Source organism: Lysobacter helvus, from assembly GCF_018406645.1.
In the GTDB taxonomy this organism is placed as follows: Bacteria; Pseudomonadota; Gammaproteobacteria; order Xanthomonadales; family Xanthomonadaceae; genus Noviluteimonas; species Noviluteimonas caseinilytica.
Window position 1 is genome coordinate 1,760,072 of sequence record NZ_AP024546.1, and the last position, 23,792, is coordinate 1,783,863.

The 23,792-nt window shown below is 65.8% G+C and carries 15 protein-coding genes, 2 tRNA genes, 3 rRNA genes and 1 other RNA gene; 8 read left to right on the forward strand and 13 right to left on the reverse strand.

The features are described 5' to 3' along the window. Positions 1 to 26: 26 nt before the first annotated feature. On the forward strand, positions 27 to 215 hold the full coding sequence (locus LYSHEL_RS08615; protein WP_213433507.1) for a rubredoxin: 189 nt from the start codon (positions 27 to 29) through the stop codon (positions 213 to 215). A 16-nt stretch (positions 216 to 231) separates the two neighbouring features. Here LYSHEL_RS08615 and LYSHEL_RS08620 read toward each other — a convergent pair whose 3' ends face one another. Together LYSHEL_RS08620 and LYSHEL_RS08625 are read right to left on the reverse strand one after the other, a co-directional pair. Next, a complete protein-coding gene (locus LYSHEL_RS08620) occupies positions 232 to 1,077 on the reverse strand; it encodes a SirB1 family protein (RefSeq protein ID WP_213433508.1) in 846 nt (281 codons plus the stop codon). 47 nt (positions 1,078 to 1,124) lie between these two features. Then, the gene (locus LYSHEL_RS08625; protein WP_213433509.1) at positions 1,125 to 1,568 is read right to left on the reverse strand and encodes a DUF192 domain-containing protein; all 444 of its coding nucleotides are present in this window, start codon (positions 1,566 to 1,568) and stop codon (positions 1,125 to 1,127) included. A 468-nt stretch (positions 1,569 to 2,036) separates the two neighbouring features. Here LYSHEL_RS08625 and LYSHEL_RS08630 point away from each other — a divergent pair. The 5 genes from LYSHEL_RS08630 to rrf all read left to right on the forward strand — a co-directional run bounded on the left by LYSHEL_RS08630 (position 2,037) and on the right by rrf (position 7,197). Next, positions 2,037 to 3,581: ribosomal RNA gene (locus LYSHEL_RS08630) — 16S ribosomal RNA — on the forward strand. Between the two features lie 73 nt (positions 3,582 to 3,654). Next, a tRNA-Ala gene (locus LYSHEL_RS08635) sits at positions 3,655 to 3,730 on the forward strand. Positions 3,731 to 3,752: 22 nt separating this feature from the next. Further along, positions 3,753 to 3,829, forward strand: a tRNA-Ile gene (locus LYSHEL_RS08640). Between the two features lie 218 nt (positions 3,830 to 4,047). Then, positions 4,048 to 6,926, forward strand: a 23S ribosomal RNA gene (locus LYSHEL_RS08645). A 158-nt stretch (positions 6,927 to 7,084) separates the two neighbouring features. After that, positions 7,085 to 7,197: ribosomal RNA gene (gene rrf, locus LYSHEL_RS08650) — 5S ribosomal RNA — on the forward strand. The 16S, 23S and 5S rRNA genes sit together here with 2 tRNA genes alongside, the layout of an rRNA operon. Before the next feature lie 133 nt (positions 7,198 to 7,330). On the opposite strand, the gene LYSHEL_RS08655 is transcribed toward rrf, so the two are convergent. The 10 genes from LYSHEL_RS08655 to LYSHEL_RS08700 all read right to left on the reverse strand — a co-directional run bounded on the left by LYSHEL_RS08655 (position 7,331) and on the right by LYSHEL_RS08700 (position 19,861). Further along, complete coding sequence (locus LYSHEL_RS08655; protein ID WP_213433510.1) at positions 7,331 to 10,447, reverse strand: error-prone DNA polymerase; 3,117 nt, start codon at positions 10,445 to 10,447, stop codon at positions 7,331 to 7,333. Continuing rightward, a complete protein-coding gene (locus LYSHEL_RS08660) occupies positions 10,444 to 11,850 on the reverse strand; it encodes a Y-family DNA polymerase (RefSeq protein WP_213433511.1) in 1,407 nt (468 codons plus the stop codon). Before LYSHEL_RS08660 ends, LYSHEL_RS08655 begins: the two co-directional genes overlap by 4 nt. Before the next feature lie 9 nt (positions 11,851 to 11,859). Further along, entirely contained in the window at positions 11,860 to 12,489 is a 630-nt protein-coding gene (imuA, locus tag LYSHEL_RS08665) for a translesion DNA synthesis-associated protein ImuA (RefSeq protein WP_213433512.1), read from the reverse strand. Positions 12,490 to 12,634: 145 nt separating this feature from the next. Then, on the reverse strand, positions 12,635 to 13,282 hold the full coding sequence (rpiA, locus tag LYSHEL_RS08670) for a ribose-5-phosphate isomerase RpiA (RefSeq protein WP_213433517.1): 648 nt from the start codon (positions 13,280 to 13,282) through the stop codon (positions 12,635 to 12,637). Further along, positions 13,279 to 13,755 (reverse strand): EVE domain-containing protein, encoded by a 477-nt coding sequence (locus LYSHEL_RS08675; RefSeq protein WP_213433519.1) that lies wholly within the window; start codon positions 13,753 to 13,755, stop codon positions 13,279 to 13,281. The genes rpiA and LYSHEL_RS08675 overlap by 4 nt, the downstream gene beginning before the upstream one ends. Position 13,756: 1 nt before the next feature. Further along, positions 13,757 to 14,353, reverse strand: a complete 597-nt coding sequence (locus tag LYSHEL_RS08680; RefSeq protein WP_213433521.1) for a 5-formyltetrahydrofolate cyclo-ligase — start codon at positions 14,351 to 14,353, stop codon at positions 13,757 to 13,759. Positions 14,354 to 14,362: 9 nt separating this feature from the next. Then, positions 14,363 to 14,546, reverse strand: a non-coding RNA gene (ssrS, locus tag LYSHEL_RS08685) — 6S RNA. 139 nt (positions 14,547 to 14,685) lie between these two features. Then, positions 14,686 to 14,994: a cell division protein ZapA gene (locus LYSHEL_RS08690; protein ID WP_213433523.1), complete on the reverse strand. Its 309-nt coding sequence runs from the start codon at positions 14,992 to 14,994 to the stop codon at positions 14,686 to 14,688. Next, positions 14,991 to 15,212, reverse strand: coding sequence for a TIGR02449 family protein (locus tag LYSHEL_RS08695; protein ID WP_213433525.1), 222 nt, complete (start codon positions 15,210 to 15,212; stop codon positions 14,991 to 14,993). Before LYSHEL_RS08695 ends, LYSHEL_RS08690 begins: the two co-directional genes overlap by 4 nt. A 44-nt stretch (positions 15,213 to 15,256) precedes the next feature. After that, a complete protein-coding gene (locus LYSHEL_RS08700) occupies positions 15,257 to 19,861 on the reverse strand; it encodes an EAL domain-containing protein (protein ID WP_213433527.1) in 4,605 nt (1,534 codons plus the stop codon). Positions 19,862 to 19,934: 73 nt separating this feature from the next. On the opposite strand from LYSHEL_RS08700, the gene LYSHEL_RS08705 reads away from it, so the two are divergent. Both LYSHEL_RS08705 and LYSHEL_RS08710 read left to right on the forward strand, forming a co-directional pair. Continuing rightward, entirely contained in the window at positions 19,935 to 20,483 is a 549-nt protein-coding gene (locus LYSHEL_RS08705; RefSeq protein ID WP_213433529.1) for a UPF0149 family protein, read from the forward strand. 1 nt (position 20,484) lies between these two features. Beyond that, positions 20,485 to 21,822: an aminopeptidase P N-terminal domain-containing protein gene (locus tag LYSHEL_RS08710; protein WP_213433532.1), complete on the forward strand. Its 1,338-nt coding sequence runs from the start codon at positions 20,485 to 20,487 to the stop codon at positions 21,820 to 21,822. A 645-nt stretch (positions 21,823 to 22,467) separates the two neighbouring features. Here the strand turns inward: LYSHEL_RS08710 and pepQ are convergent. After that, complete coding sequence (gene pepQ, locus LYSHEL_RS08715) at positions 22,468 to 23,790, reverse strand: Xaa-Pro dipeptidase (RefSeq protein WP_213433534.1); 1,323 nt, start codon at positions 23,788 to 23,790, stop codon at positions 22,468 to 22,470. Positions 23,791 to 23,792 lie beyond the last annotated feature (2 nt).

The following is a 23,792-nucleotide window of genomic DNA, read 5'->3' on the forward strand; positions in this document are numbered from 1 at the left end:
TCGCCCGCCACGCATTCTAGAGTCCGATGACCGAAGCCGTCGCCACCGCTTACCGCACCTGGATGTGCGTCGTCTGCGGCTTCATCTACGACGAAGCGCAGGGCTTGCCGGAAGAAGGCATCGCGCCGGGCACGCGCTGGGAAGACGTCCCGGATACGTGGACCTGCCCGGATTGCGGCGTGACCAAGGACGATTTCGAGATGATGGTGGTCTGAGCCACCACGCGGCGCGTCAGCTCGGCCTGGACGCGCAACTGCTGAGTTCGACGAGGCGTTCGCGCAACGGACCGCTGTCCTGCGCATCGGGATTGAGCTGCAGGTAGCGCGCAAGGTCTGCGCGGGCGCCCTGCTTGTAGCCGAGTTTCAGGTACGCCAGGCCGCGGTCGCGCAGCGCATCGCCGTTGTCCGGCGACAGGCGCAGGATGCGATCGGCGCTGCGCGAGGCGCGCTCCCAGTCGTCGCGTTCGGAATACACGCCATGCAGGTTGCGCAGCACGCGCATCAGGATCGCGCGGTGGCTGGCGGGGTTGAGGATCTGGAACAACGCACGGTCGTCGGGCGCTTCGCCGTTGAGGTGCGGGCGCGCGCGCTGGCGCAGTTCGTCTTCGTCGAGCGGCCGTCCGCGGTTGAACGGATCCATCACCAGCACGCCGTCGTCGACCGGCAGGCGCACCAGGAAATGGCCGGGAAACGACACGCCATCGAGCGGCACGCCCAGGCGCCGCGCGACTTCGATCTGCACCAGCGCCAGCGAAATCGGGTTGCCGCGGCGGCGTTCGAAGACTTCGTTGATGTAGCTGTTGCGCGGGTCGTAGTAATGCTCGCTGTCGCCCGCGTAGCCGAGTTCGTCGAACAGGTGGCGGTTGATCGCGGCCATTTTCTGCGGCCAGGGTTCGACCTGGTCGACTTGCTCGCGCAGGTGGTCGGCGTGCGCCTGCACCGTGGCGTCGTATTGCGCGGCGTCGAGCTGCGGATATTCATCGCGCGCGATCAGCAGGGCGGTGGCGAGCAGCGGCAGCGTTGCGTCGTCGGTTGCGGCGAGCTGGCCCCACTCGGGAAGCGCGAATCGGTCGTGCATGCGTCAAGCCTGCAACCGCGTGCGGGGCGTTGGCAAGTCCGGCGCGGTCAGGGCTGCGTGACGCCGGGCCCGAATTGCAGTTCTGCACCGTCCTGCAGGTTGAGGCTCGCGGCTTGCCCGGCGTTGAGTTCGAGCACGTAGCGGGCGGGCGCGTTGCTGGCGTAGGGCGGGCAACGGTCGCCGAGCGAACACGGCGGCACGTCGCGCTGCTGGGTGACCAGCTTGTGCTTGTCGTCGAAGTAGAGGATGTCGAGCGGGATGCGCGTGTTCTTCATCCAGTACGCCTGCGGTTCCTCGCGTTCGTGGATGAAGAGCATGCCGTGCGATTCATCCATGGAATCGCGGAACATCAGGCCGCGTGCGCGCTCTTCGTCGTTGTCCGCGATCTCCACCGAATAGCGGTGGCCCGCCAGTTCCACCCACGGGCCTCGCGTGCCGGCACAGGCGGTGAGGGCGAGGGAGCAGGCGAAGAGGGTGGCGGTCAGGCGCATGCGGGCGGGTCTCGGTCCGGGGCCACAGACATTCGGGGAGCGGCCGTTGCGGCGTCAAGCGTTCGGACGTGCACGGACCCCCTTCCCAAGCCCATCGGTGGCGGGCACAATGCGCGCCCCTTCGAACGGGTCCGGCGGTTCGCGGTCCCGGGGCTCCGAAAAAACCTCGTCACGAGGTGTTGACGTACCGGAGAAGGGCTGTATGATGTGCGGCTCGCTCAGGCACTTAGGTGCCGGGCACGGAACGCGGCGCTGAGGCCGGTTCCGATGATCTTTGACAGTGTGCGCAGGTGACTTGTGCGGGCGTCTGGCGGGTGGAAAGTTGTCCATCTTGCAGACGTTCGTAACAGAGCAACAAGTCAATTCAAATGGCAAACAAGCAATTGTGAGCCAGCGAGTGATTTCTGCCTGGAGCGAAGTCTGCACTCAAAGCATAGGCGAAGGTCTTCGGACCGGAGTCGCAATACTTAAGTGAAGAGTTTGATCCTGGCTCAGAGTGAACGCTGGCGGCAGGCCTAACACATGCAAGTCGAACGGCAGCACAGCAGTAGCAATACTGTGGGTGGCGAGTGGCGGACGGGTGAGGAATACATGGGAATCTGCCCTGTCGTGGGGGATAACGTAGGGAAACTTACGCTAATACCGCATACGACCGGAAGGTGAAAGCGGCGGACCGCAAGGCGTCGCGCGACTGGATGAGCCCATGTCGGATTAGCTAGTTGGCGGGGTAAAGGCCCACCAAGGCGACGATCCGTAGCTGGTCTGAGAGGATGATCAGCCACACTGGAACTGAGACACGGTCCAGACTCCTACGGGAGGCAGCAGTGGGGAATATTGGACAATGGGCGCAAGCCTGATCCAGCCATGCCGCGTGAGTGAAGAAGGCCTTCGGGTTGTAAAGCTCTTTTGTCCGGAAAGAAAAGCTCTCGGTTAATACCCGGGGGTTCTGACGGTACCGGAAGAATAAGCACCGGCTAACTTCGTGCCAGCAGCCGCGGTAATACGAAGGGTGCAAGCGTTACTCGGAATTACTGGGCGTAAAGCGTGCGTAGGTGGTTCGTTAAGTCTGATGTGAAAGCCCTGGGCTCAACCTGGGAATGGCATTGGATACTGGCGATCTAGAGTGCGGTAGAGGGCAGTGGAATTCCCGGTGTAGCAGTGAAATGCGTAGAGATCGGGAGGAACATCTGTGGCGAAGGCGACTGCCTGGACCAGCACTGACACTGAGGCACGAAAGCGTGGGGAGCAAACAGGATTAGATACCCTGGTAGTCCACGCCCTAAACGATGCGAACTGGATGTTGGGTGCAACTAGGCACTCAGTATCGAAGCTAACGCGTTAAGTTCGCCGCCTGGGGAGTACGGTCGCAAGACTGAAACTCAAAGGAATTGACGGGGGCCCGCACAAGCGGTGGAGTATGTGGTTTAATTCGATGCAACGCGAAGAACCTTACCTGGCCTTGACATCCACGGAACTTTCCAGAGATGGATTGGTGCCTTCGGGAACCGTGAGACAGGTGCTGCATGGCTGTCGTCAGCTCGTGTCGTGAGATGTTGGGTTAAGTCCCGCAACGAGCGCAACCCTTGTCCCTAGTTGCCAGCACGTAATGGTGGGAACTCTAGGGAGACCGCCGGTGACAAACCGGAGGAAGGTGGGGATGACGTCAAGTCATCATGGCCCTTACGGCCAGGGCTACACACGTACTACAATGGAAAGGACAGAGGGCTGCAATCCCGCGAGGGTGAGCCAATCCCAGAAACCTTTTCTCAGTCCGGATTGGAGTCTGCAACTCGACTCCATGAAGTCGGAATCGCTAGTAATCGCAGATCAGCATTGCTGCGGTGAATACGTTCCCGGGCCTTGTACACACCGCCCGTCACACCATGGGAGTTTGTTGCACCAGAAGCAGGTAGCTTAACCTTCGGGAGGGCGCTTGCCACGGTGTGGCCGATGACTGGGGTGAAGTCGTAACAAGGTAGCCGTATCGGAAGGTGCGGCTGGATCACCTCCTTTAGAGACAAAAAGACAGCGCATTGCCTGTCAGGCGTCCGCACAAGTGACCTGCATTCAGAGCGTCCCGACCATCGGGGCCATAGCTCAGCTGGGAGAGCACCTGCTTTGCAAGCAGGGGGTCGTCGGTTCGATCCCGACTGGCTCCACCACCTCTACCTGGCTCGACTTTTTGGGTCTGTAGCTCAGGTGGTTAGAGCGCACCCCTGATAAGGGTGAGGCCGGTGGTTCGAGTCCTCCCAGACCCACCAACTCTGAATGTTTACTGCGCACACGAAGATCTGAAACGCGGACGGCGCTGAAGCCGGCCGCGTGTTCTTTGACAAATTGGATGTAGCGAGCGTTTTGAGACGAATGTCCATGACGTGTCGTAGAGGCTAAGGCGAGGTGCGAGAGCACCTTTATTGAAGTGTGATAGTCGTAATGTTCGCATGCGACGTATCGGCCCCGAGGCGACTTGGGGTGATATGGTCAAGCGAATAAGCGCACACGGTGGATGCCTTGGCGGTCAGAGGCGATGAAGGACGTGGCAGCCTGCGAAAAGTGTCGGGGAGCTGGCAACAAGCTTTGATCCGGCAATGTCCGAATGGGGAAACCCACCCGCAAGGGTATTGCATGGTGAATACATAGCCATGCAAGGCGAACCCGGGGAACTGAAATATCTAAGTACCCGGAGGAAAAGAAATCAACCGAGATTCCCTGAGTAGCGACGAGCGAACGGGGACTAGCCCAAAAGTCCGTACGGTTTTAGCAAAACACCTTGGGAAGGGTGGCCGTAGATGGTGACAGCCCAGTATGCGAAAGGGCCGTACGGATGAAATTGAGTAGGGCGGGGCACGTGAAACCCTGTCTGAACATGGGGGGACCATCCTCCAAGGCTAAATACTCCTGACCGACCGATAGTGAACCAGTACCGTGAGGGAAAGGCGAAAAGAACCCTGGTGAAGGGAGTGAAATAGATCCTGAAACCGTGTGCGTACAAGCAGTCGGAGCCCCTTCGTGGGGTGACGGCGTACCTTTTGTATAATGGGTCAGCGACTTACTGTTTGTGGCGAGCTTAACCGTATAGGGGAGGCGAAGGGAAACCGAGTCTGATAAGGGCGCATAGTCGCAGGCAGTAGACCCGAAACCGGGTGATCTAGTCATGCCCAGGGTGAAGGTTGAGTAACATCAACTGGAGGCCCGAACCCACTCCCGTTGCAAAGGTAGGGGATGAGGTGTGATTAGGAGTGAAAAGCTAATCGAACCCGGAGATAGCTGGTTCTCCTCGAAAGCTATTTAGGTAGCGCCTCGGACGAATACTGCTGGGGGTAGAGCACTGTTATGGCTAGGGGGTCATTGCGACTTACCAAACCATTGCAAACTCCGAATACCAGTACGTACTATCCGGGAGACACACGGCGGGTGCTAACGTTCGTCGTGAAAAGGGAAACAACCCAGACCCACAGCTAAGGTCCCAAATTTATCGCTCAGTGGTGAACGATGTGGAAAGGCACAGACAGCCAGGAGGTTGGCTTAGAAGCAGCCACCCTTTAAAGAAAGCGTAATAGCTCACTGGTCGAGTCGGTCTGCGCGGAAGATTTAACGGGGCTAAGCGATAAACCGAAGCTTGGGGTGCACGAGCAATCGTGCGCGGTAGAGGAGCGTTCCGTAAGCCGATGAAGGTGGATTGAGAAGTCTGCTGGAGGTATCGGAAGTGCGAATGCTGACATGAGTAACGATAATGGGGGTGAAAAGCCCCCACGCCGAAAGCCCAAGGTTTCCTTGCGCAACGTTCATCGGCGCAGGGTGAGTCGGCCCCTAAGGCGAGGCAGAAATGCGTAGTCGATGGAAAGCTGGTTAATATTCCAGCACCTCGCGTCAGTGCGATGGGGGGACGGAGAAGGGTAGGTGTACCGGGCGTTGGTTGTCCCGGGGAAAGCAGGTAGGCGGATCCTCTTGGCAAATCCGGAGGGTCATTACGCCGAGCAGCGAGACCAGGCCATTAGGCCGAAGTCACTGATCCCACGCTTCCAGGAAAAGCCCCTAAGCTTCAGCTGACGCAGACCGTACCGTAAACCGACACAGGTGGGCAGGATGAGAATTCTCAGGCGCTTGAGAGAACTCGGGTGAAGGAACTAGGCAACATGGCACCGTAACTTCGGGAGAAGGTGCACCGCTTCTGGTGGCCCATGCGGGCTATAGCTGGGAGCGGTCGCAGAAACCAGGCCGCTGCGACTGTTTATCAAAAACACAGCACTCTGCAAACACGAAAGTGGACGTATAGGGTGTGACGCCTGCCCGGTGCTGGAAGGTTAATTGATGGGGTCAGCCGCAAGGCGAAGCTCTTGATCGAAGCCCCAGTAAACGGCGGCCGTAACTATAACGGTCCTAAGGTAGCGAAATTCCTTGTCGGGTAAGTTCCGACCTGCACGAATGGCGTAACGACAGCGGCGCTGTCTCCACCCGAGACTCAGTGAAATTGAAATCGCTGTGAAGATGCAGCGTTCCCGCGGCAAGACGGAAAGACCCCGTGAACCTTTACTACAGCTTTACACTGAACGTTGAGTTCGTCTGTGTAGGATAGGTGGGAGCCTGTGAAACCGAGGCGCTAGCTTCGGTGGAGGCAACCTTGAAATACCACCCTGATGTGCTTGACGTTCTAACCTGGGCCCGTGATCCGGGTCGGGGACCGTGTATGGTGGGTAGTTTGACTGGGGCGGTCTCCTCCCAAAGAGTAACGGAGGAGCACGAAGGTACGCTCAGCGCGGTCGGACATCGCGCACTGTGTGCAAAGGCATAAGCGTGCTTGACTGCAAGAGCGACGGCTCAAGCAGGTACGAAAGTAGGTCTTAGTGATCCGGTGGTTCTGTATGGAAGGGCCATCGCTCAACGGATAAAAGGTACTCCGGGGATAACAGGCTGATACCGCCCAAGAGTTCATATCGACGGCGGTGTTTGGCACCTCGATGTCGGCTCATCACATCCTGGGGCTGTAGTCGGTCCCAAGGGTATGGCTGTTCGCCATTTAAAGTGGTACGCGAGCTGGGTTCAGAACGTCGTGAGACAGTTCGGTCCCTATCTGTCGTGGGCGTTGGAGATTTGAGAGGGGCTGCTCCTAGTACGAGAGGACCGGAGTGGACGAACCCCTGGTGTTCCGGTTGTCACGCCAGTGGCATTGCCGGGTAGCTACGTTCGGAAGCGATAACCGCTGAAAGCATCTAAGCGGGAAGCGCGCCTCAAGATGAGATCTCCCGGGACACAAGTCCCCTGAAGGAACCATCAAGACCAGGTGGTTGATAGGCAGGGTGTGTAAGCGGAGCAATCCGTTGAGCTAACCTGTACTAATGATCCGTGTGGCTTGACCATATCACCTCAAGTGGCCTTATCCTCGACAACACGTCGCAGGCATTCGTCCTCATCGCATCCCACAAGGATGCAAACTGCTCGCTACATCCACCCCTTGAGAGCGTGAGCGCGATCAATCCGTCCACAAGACCGGTTGAACCGCGACCCTCCACCCTCTCCCTGGTGACAATAGCGCTGTGGCACCACCCGATCCCATTCCGAACTCGGAAGTGAAACGCAGCCGCGCCGATGGTAGTGTGCATCCGCATGCAAGAGTAGGTCATCGCCAGGGCCTTACACCAAACCCCGCCGGGTCTCCCGGCGGGGTTTTTCTTTGCGCGGTGGAAAGTGCAGTGGGGTTTGTTTCGCACGTCCTGCAAGTTAGTGCTTGTCCGCGCGAGCAGGTAAGTTTCGGCAGTCGGGAGTCATCGAAAATCCCGCGACCCCGCCACCAGCGGCCCCAGCAATCCCGAAAGATTGGTCAACCGCCTGGCGATCAGGTGCTGCACCCCGTCCTGCGATTCCAGCTTTCCTTCCACCGCCAGCAGCCGCGACTCCAGCAACGGCCGCCGCTGTTCGTCCGCGATCTGTCGCCACACGACGACATTCACCAGCCCGTCCTCGTCCTCGAGCGTCAGGAAGGTCACCCCGCTGGCCGTCTGCGGCCGCTGCCGCAGCGTGACCAGGCCCGCGAACGCCACCTCGCGCCCCTGCGGCATCGCCCGCAACTCCGAAGACCGCCGATACCGCCGCGCCCGCAACCGCGATCGCAGCAACTGCAGCGGATGCCGCCCGAGCGTCAGCCCGGTCATCGCGTAATCGATGCGGACTTCTTCCTCCGCCGTCGCCATTGGCAAGGCGATCTGCCGCTCCGCCGTCGCCCCCACTGCATCGAACAACGGCCGCTGCGCTTCCACGCCCGCCGCCGCCCATCGCGCCTTGTGCCGATGCCCGGCGAGTGCGCGCAACGCCCCGGCATCCGCGAGCAACCCCCGCACGCGCGGATCGAGTTCCGCACGCACGCAAAGATCGGTCACGTCGATGAACGCCGATCGCGCACGCGCCGCCGAAATCCGCGTCGCATCCGCCTCCCGGAATCCATCCACCATCCGCAGCCCCAACCGGACCGCCGGCTGCTTGCCGTCGCCGATCGGTTCCAGCGTGCAATCCCATTCGCTGTAACGCACATCCACCGGCCGCACGACCACGCCATGCCGCCGCACGTCCTGCACGATCTGCGATGGCGCATAGAACCCCATCGGCTGCGAATTGATGAGCGCTGCCGCGAACGCCGCCGGCTCGTGGCACTTCAGCCAGCTGCTCGCGTACGCGATCAACGCGAAGCTCGCCGCGTGCGACTCGGGAAACCCGTAGCTGCCGAAGCCCTTGATCTGCTCGAAGATCTGCTCGGCGAACGCCGACGTATAGCCGTTGCCCAGCATCCCCTCGATGATCTTCTGCCGATGGTGTTCCATCCCGCCGTAGCGCTTCCACGCCGCCATCGAACGTCGCAACTGATCCGCCTCGCCCGGCGTGTAATCCGCCGCGACGATCGCCAGTTGCATCACCTGCTCCTGGAACAACGGCACGCCGAGCGTGCGCTTGAATACTTCGCGCAGCGCTTCCGACGGATACCTCACCGGCTCCTCGCCGTTCCGCCGCCGCAGGTACGGATGCACCATGTCGCCCTGGATCGGGCCAGGCCGCACGATCGCGACCTGCACCACGAGGTCGTAGAACACGCGCGGCTTCAGCCGCGGCAACATCGCCATCTGCGCGCGCGATTCGATCTGGAACGTGCCGACCGTATCCGCCTTGCGGATCATCGCGTACGTCGCATCGTCGCGCGGCGGAATATCGTCGAGCCCGATGTCGCGCCGCCCGCTCGCGCGCAACAGGTCGAACGTCTTGTGCACGCACGTCAGCATGCCGAGCGCCAGGCAATCGACCTTCAGCAGCTTCAGCACGTCCAGGTCGTCCTTGTCCCACTGGATCACCGTGCGATCGTCCATCGCCGCGTTCTCCACCGGCACCAGCGTCGACAGCGGATGTTCGGAGATCACGAACCCGCCCGGATGCTGCGACAGGTGCCGCGGGAACCCGAGCAATTCATCCGCCAGCGCCAGCACGCGCCGCAGCAGCGGCGACTCCGGATCGAACCCGTGTTCCCGCAGATGCTGCGGCATCGGGATGTCGCTGCTCCAGCGCTCCATCGTCTTGGCCAGCTCGTCCACTTGGTCCGGCGGCAAGCCGAGCACGCGCGCCACGTCGCGCACCGCGCTGCGGCCGCGATAGCGGATCACCACCGCCGCCAGCGCCGCGCGACTGCGCCCGTAACGCTCGAACACGTACTGCAGCACTTCCTCGCGCCGCTCATGCTCGAAGTCGACATCGATGTCCGGCGGCTCCTTGCGTTCCTCCGACACGAAGCGCTCGAACAGCATCTCCATCTGTCCCGGCTGCAGCTCGGTGATGCCCAGCGCGTAGCACACCGCCGAATTCGCAGCGGATCCACGCCCCTGGCACAGGATGTCGCGACTGCGCGCGAAGCGCACGATGTCGTGCACCGTGAGGAAGTACGACTCGTATCCCAGCCGGCCGATGATCCTGAGTTCCTTCTCGATCAACTCCCGCGCCTTGCTGCGTTCCTTCTCGCCCGATTGCGCCTTCGCCCAACGCGCATGGATGCCGAGCTCCACCAGCTCGCGCAACCAGTCCGCCGGCGTGCGGCCTTCCGGCACCAGTTCGCGCGGGTATTCGTACGCGATCTGCCGCAACCCGAACGTGCAACGCGCCGCGATCGCGACCGACTCGGCCAGCAATTCCACGGGGTAGATCGACTGCAATGCCTGCCGCGTGCGCAGGTGCCGCTCGCCGTTCGGAAACAACGCGCGTCCCGCCTCGGCCAGCGTCTTGCGCAACCGGATCGCCGTCATCGTGTCCTGCAACGCGCGTCGCTTGCGCACGTGCATGTGCACGTCGCCGCACGCCACCGCCGGCATCCCCGCGTGCTGCGCCAGCGCCAGCAGGTGCCGCAACCGGGCCGCATCATCGGGCCCGCGATGCAATTGCACCGCCACCCACGCCCGGTCGGGAAACCGCGCCCGCACCCACGCTGCATCGGACAGATCCGCGCCGGCTTCCGACACCGCCCCGCGCGGCACCCACAACGCCAGCACCCCGTCGAGCGCGCGATCGAAATCCTCGCGCAGCAGGCGATACGTGCCCTTGCCCGCGCGTCGCCGCGCCATCGTGATCAATTCGCACAACGCGCGATAGCCCGCCTGCGTTTCGACCAGCAACACCAGCTTCGGCCCGTCCTCGATCGCCATCTCGCTGCCGACGATCAACGGCAGTTCCGTCGCCTCCGAGGCTTCCAGCGCCCGCACGATCCCCGCCAGCGAACACTCGTCGGTTATCGCCAGCGCTGCGTAACCCTGCTGCTTCGCGCGGTCGAACAACTCCTGCGCACTCGACGCCCCGCGCTGGAAACTGAAGTTCGACAGGCAATGCAGTTCCGCGTAGGCAGGCAGGCGGCTCATGCGAACCACCCGTGCAGCATGAAGTGCGCCGGCGACGGATCGCCCGCGATCCCGTACGCCCAAGCGCGCTGGCCCAGCGACGTCTCCACCACGTAGTAGTCGCGACGAATATCGCCGCCATCCCACCAGCCACTCTCGATGCGTTCCGGCCCCGCGAGCACCTGCACCGCGTGGTCGCGCAACGGAATCGCATGCGCGAGCAACCAGCCCGGCCGCGGCCGCGCATCGGACGTGGCACGCCCCGCCATCGCGATGCGTTCCGGCCGGTGTTCCGGCGAATGCCCGATGCCATGCACCGCGTCGTCGCCCAGCCGCGCACGCAGGCGTTCGCGCAATTGCGGCCACGGCACGTCCTGCTGCGCACGCGTTTCGAACAGGTCCAGCGCCGCGGGCACGAACGGCGGCAGCTCGCGCGCCACCAGCTGGAACCCGCGCACCGGCGCCGGCAAGCGCGCCTGTTCCAGGCGACCGCGCCCCAGCTCGAACAACATCGCCGCATCGCGCTGCGGCGTGAGCAAGCCCACCTCCACTTCGCTGTGCGCGCAGCGCTCGTGTTCCAGCACCAGCGTGAAGCGCTGCACACCGCCATCGCGCCCGGCGAGGAACGCCGTCAGGTCCTGTGCCAGCCGCCGCAGCGGGAACAGCAACGCCTGGCTCGATTCCACCTCGCTGTCGAACTCGATGCGTCCTTCGAAATGCTCCGGCGGCCGATAACACGCCAACGGCGCCGGCGCATCGCCGCGCACCGTGTCCAGGTACGCCAGCACGTGTGCCGGAAATCGCCGCGCCAATGCATCGCGCGGCAACGCGAACACCTGCCGCAACGTGCGCAACCCCATCCGCGACAACGCGAACGCCACCGGTTGCGGCAACCCGCTGCGTTCCAGCGGCAACTGTCCCAGCGCCGTATTCAATGCGTGCTCGTCGACCGCGAGCCCGTCGTGCACGTTCGCCAATGCACGCGCCGCATGCGGATTGGGCGCCGCGACGATGCGATGCCGGAACCCGAGCGCATGCAATTCCTCGCGCATCCGCGCTTCCAGCCGCGGCCACGGCCCGAACAACTGCAGGCTATGCCCGACCTCGAGCAGCAACGCATGCGGCAGTTCGGTGCTCACCTGCGAGCTGAAGCGATACGCCCACGCCGCAAGCAACGCCCGCCAGCGTTCGACTTCGGCCGCATCGTGTTCGAACGTGCGGAAGTGCGTGCTCAACGCCTGCGCCGCGGCCAGCGATTGCCCCGGCTGCAAGCCGAGCATGCGCGCGGCCGGCGTCACCGAATGCAGCGTGCGCCGCTGCACCGGCCCTTCGACGAGCGCGATCGCCGCACCGTCGGGCGCTTCCAGGCGGCGGAGGACGCCGTCCATCGCCAATTGCGGCAGCAATATGCAAGCCCACTGCATCGCAATGCCTCATCCGTGCATCGCGTGGGCGGGGAAGGCGATCGGCGCCGGCGGCACCAGCGCGCCGCGGCACTTCAACACGCGCAGGCGATGCGGCGCGGTCTCGATCGCGATGCGCAACGGCGCCGGCGATGGATTGGCACAGGCCTGCATCGGACGGAACGCGAAGCCGGGCGTGCGCCCCGTTTCCGCAGCGACTTGCAAGCGACGCAACGCGCGATCGTCCGCCTTCTGCGGCCAGCACAACACCGCGCGGCACGCCCCCGAACGCAAGCATTGCTCGCTCGCCCACAACGCATCGCGCGGCGAGGCATCGAGCACCTGCAATGCGTCCGCGCGAATCCCCGCGGCATCCCACGCCGGTGCATACGGACGATACGGCGGCGCGACGATCGCGATCACGCCGTCGCCGCGCGCCAGTTGCGCCAACGCCGGCCACACCAGGCGCAATTCGCCCACGCCGTCGGCGGGCAACAACACTTCGCTCAACGCCGCCGCCGGCCAGCCACCGCCGGGCAACGCGGCATCCAGTGCAGCCCAGCCGGTCGGGACCGCATCGGCGGGCGCCTGCGTCGAGGGCTTCCCGCGCCACAGGCGACGCGACGCCAGCAAGCCATCGAGGGCCACGACCGCGCTCATGCGCACGGTCCCGGGCAGGCGGGCAGAAGACGGAGCAGGGCAGGGAAAGGTCGCATGGTTAGTAGCAATACTAACATCGCGACAGGAAGACGGAAGCACCCGAAAGCGCGACCCTTCCTCAGTGAATCAATGGCTTACGCAAGCCTCACAAGACCAGCGGCGGTTCCCCACCCACGATCACCACGTCCGCCGGCCGGCGCGCGAACAGCCCCACGCACACCACGCCCGGCACCTGCGAGAGGTCGCGTTCCAGGCCCAGGGGATCGACGATCGACAGCCCGTGCACGTCGAGGATCCAGTTGCCGTTGTCGGTGACCACGCCATCGCGCCACACGGGCTGGCCGCCGGTCATCGCCACGATCTCGCGCGCCACCAGGCTGCGCGCCATCGGGATCACCTCCACCGGCAGCGGGAACTTGCCCAGCACGTCCACGCGCTTGGCCGGATCCACGATGCACACGAAGCGCTTGCTCGCCTCGGCGATGATCTTTTCGCGCGTGAGCGCCGCGCCGCCGCCCTTGATCAGGCGCTTGTGCGGATCGCATTCGTCCGCGCCGTCCACGTACAACGCCAGCGACCCGGTCGCATTGAGCTCCATCACCTCGATGCCATGCGCGCGCAACCGCTGCGTGCTCTGGTCCGAACTCGACACCGCGCCCGCGATGCGATCGCGCATGCGCGCCAGGGCGTCGATGAAATACGCGACGGTGGAGCCGGTGCCGACGCCGACGATCATCCCGTCTTCGACGTAGTCGATCGCCTTCTCGGCGGCGAGGCGCTTGGCTTCGGTCATGCGCGGGGTTCCAGCTTGAGGAGGGTCTTCCACTGCGCGGCGGTCACCGGCAGCACGGACAGGCGCGTGCCGCGCTTGATGAGCGCGAACTCGTCGCCCAGCGCATCGGCATGCTGCTTGATTTCTTCCAGCGGGAGCACGCTGGCGAACTTGCGATCGAACTTCACGTCCACCAGCGACCAGCGCGGGTCTTCCCGCGTGCTCTTGGGATCGTAGTAGTCGGACTTGCGATCGAACTGCGTCGGATCCGGATACGCCTCGGTCGCTACCGTCGCCAGTCCCGCGATGCCGGGCACCGGACAACTGGAGTGGTAGAACAGCACGCCGTCGCCCGGCTTCATCTGCCGCATGTGGTTGCGCGCCTGGTAGTTGCGCACGCCGTTCCAGGGTTCGGTGCCGACGCGCGCGAGGTCGTCGATCGAGAAGCTGTCCGGTTCGGACTTCATCAGCCAGTAGCGGCGGGGCGTGGGCATGTCAGTCGGCGGGCGCTGGGTCGAAGAGGTGCGCATCGGCTTCGCTGCACAACGCATCGAGCGGCATGTCCCAGGCTTCGGGCATCACGGACTCGACCTGCTGCGCCGCGAAGGCCGCGCCCACGAGCCACGGCGGTGCGGGCTGCGTGCGGCGGAACGCGAAGCTGCGATCGTACCAGCCACCCCCCATGCCGAGGCGATGGCCGTTGGCATCGAACCCCACCAGCGGCGCGACCACGAACTGCATTGCCTCTGCAGTGAGCAGCGCGCGTTCCGCGACGTCGGGTTCCGGGATGCCGTGGCGGTTGGACACCAGCGCATCGCCCGGGCGCCACGGCCCGAAACGCAGGCGCCCGTCGTCGTGCAGCACCGGCAGGCAATACGTGCAGGATTTCGGCAGGCGCAGTTGCCACACATGCAATGCAATCTCGCCATCCATCGCCCAGTAACCGGCGACGTGGCCGGACCGTGGTGCGAAGGGGAGGGAAGACAGGCGTTCCGCCAGGCGTTCGGCGGCGGCGATGCGGGCGGGCGCGGGAATCGCGCGACGACGTGCGCGCAACTCACGCCGCATGGTGTCGCGCAGGAGGGTGCTCATCGAAAAAAAACATCCTCCGCCGTGACGATGCGCGCGAAACGACCTTGAACCCAGGGTTCAAGTGGGAACACTTGGAAACCATCGGGCTTTCCGCTCATGGCGGACCTGCACACCCGGTCTCCGCTGCATCCCCGTGGTCGTCAATAAGGGACAAGGCGAATGTTTGCGCGCGCCGTCGACACAGCAGAGGACGCGGGCGGAAGTATAGCGCTGCGACCGGAAATCGAAAGTCCGTTCGTCGGTGGAGGGATGCGTGCAGTTCAGCGTTGTGCGCGTGCGCACCGAAATCGTTGGAACGTGCACGCCGTCTCGACATGCGCCGTGCGTTGCGTTCAGGCCGCCGGCGGTTCGAACAGGTCGTCGAGGCGACGCTGCATCGCATCCACGGTGCGCGACATCTCGCGATCGCGCTTGCTGCCTTCGCTGCGCGCCGATTGCAATTCGTGCGCGAGGTTGAGCGCGGCGAGCACCGCGACGCGATCGAGCGCCGCCATGCGGTTGCCGCCGCGGATCTCGCGCATCTTCGCGTCGAGCAGTTTCGCCGCGGCCAGCAGGTCGTCGCGTTCGTCGGGCTCGCACCCCACGGTGTATTCGCGATCCAGGATGCGCACGTTGACCGGTTCGCTCGTCGCCTTGCTCACGTGTGTTGCTCCAGCGACTTCAGGCGCGTGATCATCGCTTCCACGCGCGAGCGCGCCTGTTCGTTCTTCGCCAGCAACTGCGAGCGTTCGCCCGCCAGTTGTTCCTGCTGCGCACGCAGGCTGCGGTTTTCCTCGGTCAGCCGCTGCGCGAGCGCGGCGAGCTGGTCGATGCGCGCGGCCAGGGCCTGCAGCTGGGCGAGGGTGTCGGCGGGATCCATGGGCGGAGGGTAGGCAGGGGTCCGGGGCGGGTCAAGGCGCGCGTTCAGGGAATGACGGCGGCGTTGAGGTCCGGCGCCCAGGTCCGGATCAACCCGAGGCAGCGATGCGCGTCCAGCGGGGGCGAAAGCCAGTAGCCCTGGATCTCGTCGCAGCGGTGCGCGCGCAGGAACAGCACCTGCGCCTCTTCCTCCACGCCCTCGGCCACCACGTTCAGGCCCAGCGAGTGCGCCATCGTGATGACCGTGCTCGTGATCGCCTCGTCGTCCGCGTCGCGCGTGAGGTCGCCGATGAATTCCTTGTCGATCTTCAGCGTCGTGATGGGCAGGCGCTTGAGGTAGGCCAGCGACGAATAGCCCGTGCCGAAGTCGTCGATCGCCAGCTGCACGCCCAGGTCGCGGATGGCCTGCAGCGTGGCCGCGGTCTGCGCCGCGTTGCCCATGACCACGCTCTCGGTGAGTTCCAGTTCCAGGCATTCGGCCGGGACGTCGGTTTCTTCCAGCACGCGCGAGACCACGCTGGGCAGGTCGCCGCGCAGCAACTGCAACGCAGACACGTTGACCGCCATCGTCAGGCGATCCAGCCCGTGCGCACGCCAGCGCTTCAAGGTGTGGCAGGCCTCGCGCAGCGCCCACTCGCCGATCTCCAGGATCAGCCCGCTTTCTTCCGCCAGCGGGATGAACTGCGTCGGCGGGATCTCGCCGTATTCCGGGCTCGTCCAGCGCAGCAGCGCTTCCACGCCGGTGATGCGCGCCTGCGGTAGCGACAGCTTGGGCTGGAACACCAGGCGCAGCTCATTGCGATCGAGCACCTTGCGCAGCGCGGCGGAAATCGTCGCGCGCCGCCGGATCGACACTTCCATCGACTCGGTGTAACGCATGTAGATGCGACGTCCCGCGGCCTTCGCCTGGTACATCGCCGTGTCGGCGTGCTTCAGCAGGTCGGTCGGCACCTGCGCGTTGTCGGGATACAGGCTGATGCCGATCGACGGGGTGATCGCGACGTCCTGGTGGTCGTCGATGTCGAGCGGCGCTTCGAACGAAGTGATGATCTCGCGTGCGATCTTCTCCGCTTCGTCCGCGGTGTCGATGTTCTCCAGCACGACGGTGAACTCGTCGCCGCCCAGGCGTGCGACGGTGTGCTGCGGCCCCACCGTCTGCTGCAGGCGCGCGGCGGTCGCGCGCAGGATGCGGTCGCCGGCCGCGTGGCCGAGCGAATCGTTGATGTCCTTGAACCGGTCCAGGTCCAGGAACAGCACGCCGATGCGGCTTTCCTGGCGGCGCGCGCGCACGATCGCGCGCGACAGGCGCTCGGACAGCAGCGCGCGGTTCGGCAGGCTGGTCAGCGTGTCGTAGTTGGCGAGGTAGCGCAGTTCCTGCTCGGCGCGCTTCTTGTCGGTGATGTCGCTCAGCACCGCCACGTAATGGCTGCGCTGGCCCACCGAGTCGAGCACCGCGCTGCTTTCGATCCAGCACAGGAACTCTTCGCCGTCCTTGCGCTGCTGCCACATCTCGCCGGACCAGCGCCCGTTGCGCACCAGCTCGGTCCGCATCTGGCGATAGAAGTCCGGATCGTGCTGCGCGCTGTCCAGCAGGCTCGCCGACTTGCCGAGCACTTCGGTGTCGCCGTAACCGCTGATGCGGCTGAAGGCCGGGTTGACCGACACGAAGTGGAACTCGCGATCGAGCACCGCGACCGCCTCGTTCATGCTGCGCAGCACTTCGCTCGCGATGCGGCGTTCGCGCTCGGCGGTGCGGCTGCCGGAAATGTCGCGCGCCGTGCCGGCCACGCGCAGCGCGCGCCCTTCCGGCGAACGCTCCACCACGCGGCCGCGCGCACGCACCCACGTCCAGGCGCCCTTCGGCCCGCGCACGCGATGCTCCGACAGGAACAGCGGCGTCTCGCCGCGCACGTGCTGCTTCAGGCGATCCAGCACGCGCGGCAGGTCGTCTTCGTGGATCTCGTGGCGCTGTTCCACTTCGGTCTGGATCGCGATGTCCGGCACGCGCGCATCGCCTTCGTGCGTGCGCATGCTGCGCAGCTCGCCGTGCGCCATGTCGTAGTCCCAGAACAATTCGCCCGACGCCCACAACGCCAGCTTCAGGCGTTCCTCGCGATCGCGGATCTGCGCGAAGTACTCGCGCTCGCGCCGGCGCCGCTGCACCAGCAACGACGCGAGCGCACCCAGCACGAGCACGCCGAACAGCACGTAGGCCGCGATCGCCAGCGGATGCCGCCACGGCGGCGGCGCGACGTGCACCGGCACGCGCAGTTCCTGCGGATTCCACACACCGTCGCGATTGGTGGCCTGCGCGCGGAACAGGTAATCGCCCGGCGGCAGGCGCGTGTACGTCACTTCGGATTGCGCGCCGTTGTCGATCCAGCCGCGGTCGAAGCCGTCCAGGCGATAGCGATAGCGGATGCCGGCGCCGACGTTGTCGAGCGCCCCGACGCGCAGGCGCAGCATGCCGGCGCTGGGCGGTACGTCGACGCGCGTGGCCTGCCACAACACATCGGCATCGGCCGGCGCGGATGCATCGGTGCGCGCCGCGAGCAAGCGGATCGGCGGCAGGTACGCGCTGTCGTGCACGAGGCGCGGATCGAACAGGTTCAGGCCGCGCACGCCGCCGAACAGCAATCGCCCATCGCGCAGGCGCAGCGCCGCGCCGCCGTTGAATTCGAGATCTTGCAGCCCGTCGCCCAGCCCGAACTTGCGCACCTGCGCGCGCGCCGGATCGAAACGCATCAGCCCCGTGTCGGTGCCGAGCCACAACAGGCCCTGCGGCGATTCGGCGATCGAGAACACCACCGGCACCGGCGCCTTGCCCATCGCCGCGGCGAGCGGATGGTCGAAGCCGATCGTGTCGCCGTGCTCGCGCACGCGGCTCAGGCCCGAATGCGAGCCGATCCACAAGGTGCCGTCGCTCGCTTCGAGCACCGCCCGCACCAGGTTGCCCGCGAGGCTGTCGGGCGCATCCGGGGAATGCCGGAAGCGCCGGATGCGGCCCGTCGCCGGTTCGACCAGGTCGAGCCCGTCGCTCGTGCCCGCCCACACGCGGCCGCGCCGATCGATGCGGATCGCGTGCACGTGGTTGGGCGTGGTGGCGCCGTTGAAGGTGCGCACTTCGCCCGTCATCGGGTCGTAGTGCAGCAGGCCGACCGACTGCGTGCCGAGCCACAGCGTGCCGTCGCGATCGCGCGCGATCGTGCGCACCGCCAGTTCCGGGTATTTCGGCAGCGGCACCGGCGTGACGTCGCCGGTTTCGGTATCCAGCGTCGCCAGCCCGCGCGTCGAACCCAGCCACACGCGGTGCGCATCGGCCGGCACAAAGGCCATCGCGCGCAGGATGCCGCCGGCCGGGCTCGGGGGGAACGCCGCGGGGAACGCCGGCATTTCCTCGAACCGGTCGCCCGACGCGCTGGCGCGGATCAGCGCGCCGCCGTCCGTGCCCAGCCACCACTCGCCGGTCGGGTCTTCGTAAATCGAACGGATGCTGTTGCCGACGGCGACCGACACCCGGTCGTCGGCCGGCGTGGTGGCGAGGTAGCGGAAGCGCGCGCCGAGCGGATCCACCACCGACGGACCGCGGAACTGCCCGCCGATCCACATCGCGCCGCTGCGATCGAGCATCAGCGTGTTGATCGCGCTCTCGGGCAGCGCGCCTTCCATCGTGGATTCGCGCACGGCTTCGGCGCGGCCCGTCGCGGGATCGAAGCGACGCAGGCCATCGCCGTAGACCGACACCCACAGGCGATGGTCGGGCGCTTCGGCGATCGCGCGTACGTCGGACGGGCTGGCATCGCCCGCCGCCGGCCAGGCGCGCACGAGGCGGCGGCCGCCGTCCTGCATGCGGAACAGGCCCTGCGGCGTGCCGGCCCACAGGCGACCATCGCGATCGAAGGCCAGCGCGCGCACTTCGCCGGCCGTCTCGATGCGCTCCATGCCGCCGCGCGGCCCGATGCGGTGCAGGCCGGCCGCGCTGGCGAACCAGATCGTGCCGTCGCGATCGCGGAGGAGGGTCTGCCACGGCGATGCGGCCACGGCGGAGGCATCGAGCGCGAGGACCGGCTGGATGCGGCCGGTCTTCGGATCCAGCGTCACCAGGCTGTCGCCGGTGCCCACCCACACCCGGTCGCCCGCCGGCAGCACCGACAGCACGCGCTTGCGCGCGCCGACATCGGCGATGGGGAAGCGGCGGATGTGCCCGTCGTGCAGGTCCAGGCGCGCGACGAACTCGGAATACGTCCCCACCCACATTGCGTCGCCGCCCTCGAGGGCGAGGGCGGTCACGTAGCTGTCGGGGAGGCTGGCCGGATCGCTGGGATCGTGGCGGAAGAGCTGGAAGCGCTGGCCGTCGTAACGGTGCAGGCCGCCTTGCGTGGCGACCCAGACGAAGCCCTGCGGATCCTGGACCATCGCCGTGACGCTTTTCTGCGCCAGGCCCCGGTCGCTGCCCAGCGAGCGGAAATAGAAATCACGCGTCGCCGCGAACGCCGTCGCACCCGCACCCGCGCACAGCACCGCGACGAGCAGGCCCGTGCCGAGCGTGCGCAAAGCGGCCGCGCGGGAAAACACCGCAGGGCGGTTGGGTCGATGACGGTCGGGGCGCACGGGCTCCGCATCCCAGGGCGTGCCCGCAGTGTAGGCCACGGCCGGCCTCGCGCAACAAGCTGCCGGCACGTGCCCGTTGATACACTGCGCGCGCCCCGCCAGGAGTCGCGCAGTGTCCGATGTCGAGTTGCCGAGCTGGACCGCCGTCCACGACGCCGTCGCAGGCCTCGGCCTGGCGGTCACGCCCGCCGAACTGCACGGCGCATTGAGTGGTTGGTTCGCCGGCGGCGGCGCGGATGCGCCCGACTGGCTCGCGCAGGTGATGGCCGATCCCGACCTCCCGCAGGTCCCGCGCGACACCCCGCTCGACACGCTGCGCGCCGCCAGCCTTTCGCAATTGTCCGATCGCGGCTTCGGCTTCGAACTGCTGCTGCCCGCCGCCGACGCCACGCTCGGCGAACGCAGCGGCGCGCTGTTCGACTGGTGCCGGGGCTTCCTCGGCGCGTTCGGCCTGGCCAGCGGCGCCAACCCGCCGCTGTCGGAAGAAGGCAGCGAAGCGCTGGCCGACATCGCGCGCCTGGCCACCGCCACCGCGCAGGACGACGGCGACGACGACGATGAAGAAGCGTTGTCGGAGATCGAGGAATTCGTGCGCGTCGCGGTGTTGCTGATCCACGGCGACTGCGTCCTCGCGCCGGCCCATCGCCAGCAGTTCAACTGACATGCCCGCGGCGTCGAAGTCCCCGCGACCGCTTGCGCTCCCGGTGTCGGCGTTCGCGCGCCGCCGCAAGCAACTGATGCGCATGGCCGGCGACGACGCGATCCTCGTCCTGCCCGCCGCCGCCGAACGCATCCGCAGCCGCGACACGCATTACCCGTACCGGCAGGATTCCGACTTCTGGTACCTCACCGGTTTCCCGGAACCCGAAGCGGTGCTCGTGCTCGTGCCGGGCCGCGCGCATGGCGAAGCGATCCTGTTCTGCCGCGAACGCGATCCCGACCGCGAAGCCTGGGACGGCCCGCGCGCCGGCCAGGAAGGCGCGGTCGAAGACTTCGCGATGGACGATGCGTATCCCATCGCCGACCTCGACGAAATCCTGCCGGGCCTGCTCGAAGGCCGCAGCCGCGTGTACTACCACTTCGGCCGCGACGCGGAGTTCGACCTCAAGCTGATCGGCTGGCTCAACCGCGTGCGGGCGCAGGCGCGCATGGGCGCGCAGCCGCCGCACGAATTCCTCGAACTCGGGCACCTGCTCGACGAGATGCGCCTGTTCAAGGCCAACGACGAAATCAAGCTGATGCAGCGCGCCGCCGACATCAGCGTGCAGGCGCACCAGGCCGCGATGCGGATGTCGAAGGCCGGCGTGCGCGAGTACGAACTGCAGGCCGAACTCGAACGCGTGTTCCGCGCCAACGACGCCGAGCCCGCCTACGGCAGCATCGTCGGCGCCGGCGCCAACGCATGCGTGCTGCATTACCGCGCCAACAACGCGACCGCGCGCGCAGGCGACCTCGTATTGATCGACGCTGGCGCGGAATACCGCAACTACGCCTCCGACATCACGCGCACGTTCCCGGTGGACGGGCGCTTCACGAAGGAACAGCGCGCGCTGCACGATCTCGTCGGCGATGCGCAACGCGCCGCGCTGGCCAAGGCGATGCCGGGCGTGGCGTACGACGCGGGCCACCAGGCGGCGGTGGAAACATTGACCGAAGGCTTGCTGCGCCTGGGGTTATTGAAAGGCCGCCTGGAAAAATCGATTGCCGACGGCGCGTATCGCCGGTTCTATCGCCACAAGACGGGGCACTGGATCGGCCTGGACGTGCACGATGTCGGCGAGTACCGCATCGATGGCGAATCGCGTTTGCTCGAGCCGGGCATGGTCTTCACCATCGAACCCGGCCTGTACGTCGCGCCGGACGACACGAGCGTCGCGGCGAAGTGGCGCGGCATCGGCATCCGCACGGAAGACGACGTGCTGGTGACGGCGAACGGCCCCCGCGTGCTGACCGACGCGTTGGTGCGCGACGCCGACGCCATCGAAGACTTCATGGGATAGCGCTTTGACGCGGGCGCGCCAAAGCGCTCCCAAAGTTTGCTGCGCAAACTTCGGGCCCCGACCCTATGCACCCACATTCCCCCGCGCTGTCGCGCCGCCCCCTTTGACTCAAAGGGGGCTCTCCATCAATGGGTATCGACGCAACTTCGCTTTCGCAAATTCTGTTGCGCAAGCAAAGCTTGAGCAGCGAAATGCCAGTAGAGACGCTCTGCTTTCCCAACCCGAAGCCGTAGCCAGCACGTATCGGTGAGGCGCACCGCACGCCGAGCCAATCCCGCCCAGCCGCCCATGGATGGGCGGCGCCGTTGCTCGCAGCCAGGGATGGCGAGGCAGCGGAGCGGGATTGGCTGGGCGTGCAGTGCGCCGTCCGTCCGAACCAGTTGTGTTCGCCAGCAACCCAGACGATCCGGTGCAAGGCGCTACCCCTACGCAGCGTCGCAACGCTCCGGTCGCGAAGCGCTTCGACGTGATGAGGGCCTATAGGTCCGTACAGTGCGCCATGGATGGCGCACGGCCGGCGTCTTGCGGCTGGACGCATCGCAAAACGACGGGGGAGGACCTATAGGCCCTCATCGCGGCGGAGCGCCGGGCCGGAGGAGGTTGGACCTCGCTGCTGGCTCCCCGCCTTCGCGGGAATGACAAGCATCAACCCGCCGCAAACGCCTCGCGCGTCAAATTAAACGGCGCATCGTCGGTGCACACCACGTCGTCCTCGATGCGGATGCCGCCGAACGGACGGAACGCATCCACGCGGCCCCAATCCACGCTCGGCCCCAGGCCGCGATCGCGCAGCTGTTCCAGCAGCATGTCGATGAAGTAAAGGCCAGGCTCGATCGTCACCACCATGCCGGGTTGCAGCGTGCGCGTCAGGCGCAGATAGGGATGGCCTTCCGGCTTGGGCAGCGTGCCGCCGGCGTCGGATTCGGCGAAGCCCGCCACGTCGTGCACCTGCAGGCCGATGCCGTGCCCGATGCCGTGCGGGAAGAACGCCGAGCTCACGCCCGTTTCCACCGCCACTTCCGGCGACACCGTGATCAACCCGAACTCGCGCAGGATCCCCGCGAGCGACAGGTGCGCATCGAGGTGCAGCTGGCGATAGTCGAAGTCCTTGCGCACCTGGTCGCACATGCGCAGCTGCGCGCGGTCCACCGCGTCGATCAGCGCCTGGAATTCATCCGACGTGTCCTGCGAATACGTGCGCGTGATGTCGCACGCATAGCCGGCGTTGCTCGCGCCGGCGTCGATGAGGAAGCTGCGCACGGGCCTGGGCGGCAACTTGTCGCGATCGGTGTAGTGCAGCACCGCACCGTGTTCGTTGAGCGCGACGATGTTGCTGTAGGGCAGGTCGTTGGCATCCTGGCCCGCGGCCTGGCAATACGCCATGTGGATGCCGAACTCGCTGGCGCCGGCGCGGAACGCACGCTCGGCCGCGCGGTGCGCGCGCACGCCGATGCGGCTGGCGCCGCGCATCATCTCGACTTCGTACGCGGTCTTGAACGCGCGCTCGTATTCCAGGTACGCCACCACCGCCGGCGGATTGTTCGGCACGAACTCGCCGAGCGCACTCTGCGGCTCGCCGAGGATCGCGCAACGCGCGGCATTCTTCGGCAGGTGCTGCAGCGCTTCTTCCGGCGTGCGGATCACCACGACGTCCATGTGCTCCGTCCACGCACCCGTCGGCGTGCCCGGCACGACGTGCCAGTAATCGAACGGCTGGTGGTAGATCACCTTCGGCCGATGGCCGGGCACGTACACCAGCCAGCTGTCCGTCACGCGCACCAGCGGCACCCACGCCTTGAACTGCGGGTTCACCGCGAAGGGATAGTCGCGATCGTCGAACACCTGGTAGTGCAGGCGGCCGCTCGGCACCACGAGCGCGTCGAAGCCGCCGCGGTGCAGCGCCTCGTCGGCGCGCCGCTTGAGCATGTAGAGATGATCGGCGTAGAGCGCGGGCAGGTCGGGGCGCATGT